The organism is bacterium (genome assembly GCA_026398675.1).
Lineage (GTDB): Bacteria > RBG-13-66-14 > RBG-13-66-14 > RBG-13-66-14 > RBG-13-66-14 > RBG-13-66-14.
In genome coordinates, this window is the sequence record JAPLSK010000358.1 from 1 (window position 1) to 2959 (window position 2959).

Below are 2959 nucleotides of genomic sequence, written 5' to 3' on the forward strand. Positions count from 1 at the left end.
AGGTCGGCCCCTACGTCATCGCAGCTAGGAATAGGCCGGGGTGCGGGGCGAAGCGATTCCCTCCCCCCTCTGGGGAGAGGGTGGGGGTGAGGGGTGAAGCGGCGGGGTTAGGAAACCCCGCCCTACGTCATCGCAATAAAACGCGGCGACCCGCGGAGGACTCGTCCTACGGGGCCGCCCTACGTCATCGCAAATTGTGGAGCGCGGGCCGGGGTGAGGGGCGACGGATGTGGCCCCCCGGTTGACACACCGCCCCCGTGCGGGTACAATCGCCCGGCCCACCAACCCCTGACCAGGCATGCCCCTCTACCCCTACCAGGGGAAGGAACCGGTCCTCGACCCCTCGGTCTTCGTCGCCCCGTCGGCGGACGTCATCGGCGACGTGCGGGCCGCCGCCGGGGCCAGCATCTGGTACGGATGCCTCCTGCGCGGCGACATCGCCCGCATCGAAATCGGCGAGCGCACCAACGTCCAGGACCTCACCGTGATCCACGTGGATCACGACCAGCCGACCATCATCGGCGCCGACGTGACCATCGGCCACCGGGCCGTCCTCCACGCCTGCACCATCGCCGACGGGTGCCTTATCGGCATGGGGGCGATAATCCTCAACGGGGCCGAGATAGGCGAGGGGTCGCTCATCGGGGCGGGATCGCTCGTCACGCCCAGGAAAAAGATACCGCCGGGCTCCATGGTCCTGGGGGTGCCGGGAAAAGTGGTCCGCCGGTTGACCCCCGAAGAGATACTTGGTCAGAAAAAACACGCCGCCGGGTACGTGGACCTGGCGAGAACGTTCACAGCCGGGGAGCGCTGAGATGGCCAAAGTCAAATCGAGGGAAGAGCGCGCCGAGGAGCTTCGCGAGCTCTACTCCAAGGCGGACACGCGCGACAGCAAGAAGCGCAACCTCATTATCAACATCATCGTCGGCGGCATCGTGGCGCTGGCGGTCATCGCCTATTTCGTCATCACCGCCGGCCCGGCGGAGTCGCGCACGGCGCTCCGCGTCGCCCAGGGAATCCAGAGCTTCGGGCTGGCCTTCGAGGGGCACCAGGAGTACCCCGAGGGCGAGAACGCGCAGCCGGTGTGGGTCGAACCCACCCCCGAGGAGACGACGCAGCGGCTTTCCGAGGCGCTGGCCATCTTCAACGAGGTGGCGCAGAACCCGGGGAGCGACTTCGACCGCGACACCGCCGTACTCTACGTGGGCATGTGCGCCCTGCACCTGGGGAATCTGGACCAGGCCGAGGAGAAGCTCACCCAGGTCGCCGAGAGCGAGTACGATCCGCTCCGGCAGCAGGCGCGCTACACCCTCGGCTCGGTGATGCTCGAACGGGGCCAGCTCGCCGAGGCGCTGAAGTACTACCAGGGCCTGGGCGCCGAGGAGGACAACTACCTGGCGACGACGGCGAAGCTGGAGACCGCGCGCATTCTCGGCTGGCTCGGGCGCCCGGACGAATCGAAGGCGGTTCTGGACGGCATCGTCAAGGCCGGGCCCGAGGGAAGCCCCGACGTGCAGATGGCCCAGTGGATGCTGGATCAGGGGATTTACCTGACCCACCTGGTGGACCTCATCCCGCTCAAGGACGTGTCTATTCCCCGACCGACCGCTCCCCCGGAGGGCCTGGCGGTTCCCGGACCGACCGCCCCCCCGGAGGGGGTAATCCCCCCGCAGTGAGGGTTGGCAATTTGGGGCAAGGGGTTTTGCCGGGGGCATAGCTCGCTTCGCTCGGTTCGCCGGGGGCGTTACTCGGTTCGCTCGTTTTGCCAGAGGCATAGCTCGGTTCGCCAGAGGCGTAGCTCGCTAAGGCTCGGTTCGCTCGGTTAAACCCCTTGTCTTAGCTCCTGCGTGGTGAGGGTTGGCCTGTTTTTTGCTCTTATCAAAACGGCGGTGTCCGAGCCGCTGTTCGCGGTGAAAACCCCACCGACCGTGCTATACTTCGCGGAAATGTCCGCCCGCTGAACGTCACCTCGCCCGTGCGTCACCCCGGAGGGCCCCTTGCCCGAACTGCGGCGCGACCCGATCATCGGCCGATGGGTGATCATCTCCTCGGAGCGGGGCAAGCGCCCCTCCGACTTCGCCGCCGAGCACGAACCCAGCGGCGGCCCGAACTGCCCCTTCTGCGAGGGCAACGAGGCCCTGACCCCGCCGGAAATCCACGCCGTCAACGCCGACGGCGCGGAAGGCCGGGAGCCCAACACGCCCGGCTGGCAGGTGCGCGTCGTGCCGAACAAGTTCCCGGCCCTGCGCATCGAGGGGGACTTTGACCGCCACGGCGTGGGCATGTACGACATGATGAACGGCGTGGGGGCCCACGAGGTGATCATCGAGAACCCGCGCCACGACCGCCGCCTGCACCAGCTTCCGCCGAAGAAGGTCGAGCTGGTCGTCGGGGCCTACCGCCAGCGCATCGTGGACCTGACCCGCGACCCCCGCTTCCGCTACATCCTGGTGTTCAAGAACGAGGGGAAAGCCGCCGGGGCCTCCCTCTTCCACTCCCACTCCCAGCTCATCGCCACCCCCATCGTCCCCAAGCGCGTTTCCGAGGAGCTCGAGGGGGCGAAGATTTATTACGGCTGGAAGGAGCGCTGTGTCTTCTGCGACATCATCATCCAGGAGATGGAGCAGGCCGAGCGGGTGGTGTGCGAGAACGAGCAGTTCATCTCCCTGGAGCCCTTCGCGCCGCGCTTCCCCTTCGAAACCTGGATTCTGCCCAAGGCGCACCGGCCGCTCTTCGAGCGCGACAACGACCTGGGGCTTTTAGCGGAAATCCTGTCGGAGACCCTGCGGCGCCTGGCGGTCACGCTGGACTCCCCGCCGTACAACTACCTCATACACAACACGCCCACCAACGGCCGCGGGACCTATCTGGTGGCCTACCACGGGCACATCGTGGTCATGCCCAAGCTGACCAAGGTGGCCGGGTTCGAGTGTGGGACCGGCTTCTATATCACCCCGAC

At 66.9% G+C, this 2959-nt stretch carries 3 protein-coding genes; all 3 read left to right on the forward strand.

Annotated features, from left to right (window positions below; genetic code table 11):
* The first annotated feature begins 298 nt into the window (after nucleotides 1-298).
* A complete protein-coding gene (locus tag NTW26_10850; GenBank protein MCX7022749.1) occupies nucleotides 299-814 on the forward strand; it encodes a gamma carbonic anhydrase family protein in 516 nt (171 codons plus the stop codon).
* Nucleotide 815: 1 nt separating this feature from the next.
* Nucleotides 816-1676 carry a tetratricopeptide repeat protein gene (locus tag NTW26_10855; protein ID MCX7022750.1) on the forward strand — a complete coding sequence of 287 codons (861 nt, stop codon included), beginning with the start codon at nucleotides 816-818 and terminating at the stop codon, nucleotides 1674-1676.
* A gap of 321 nt (nucleotides 1677-1997) precedes the next feature.
* Nucleotides 1998-2959, forward strand: a 962-nt coding sequence (gene galT, locus NTW26_10860; GenBank protein MCX7022751.1) for a galactose-1-phosphate uridylyltransferase, incomplete at its 3' end; no start/stop codon positions are given.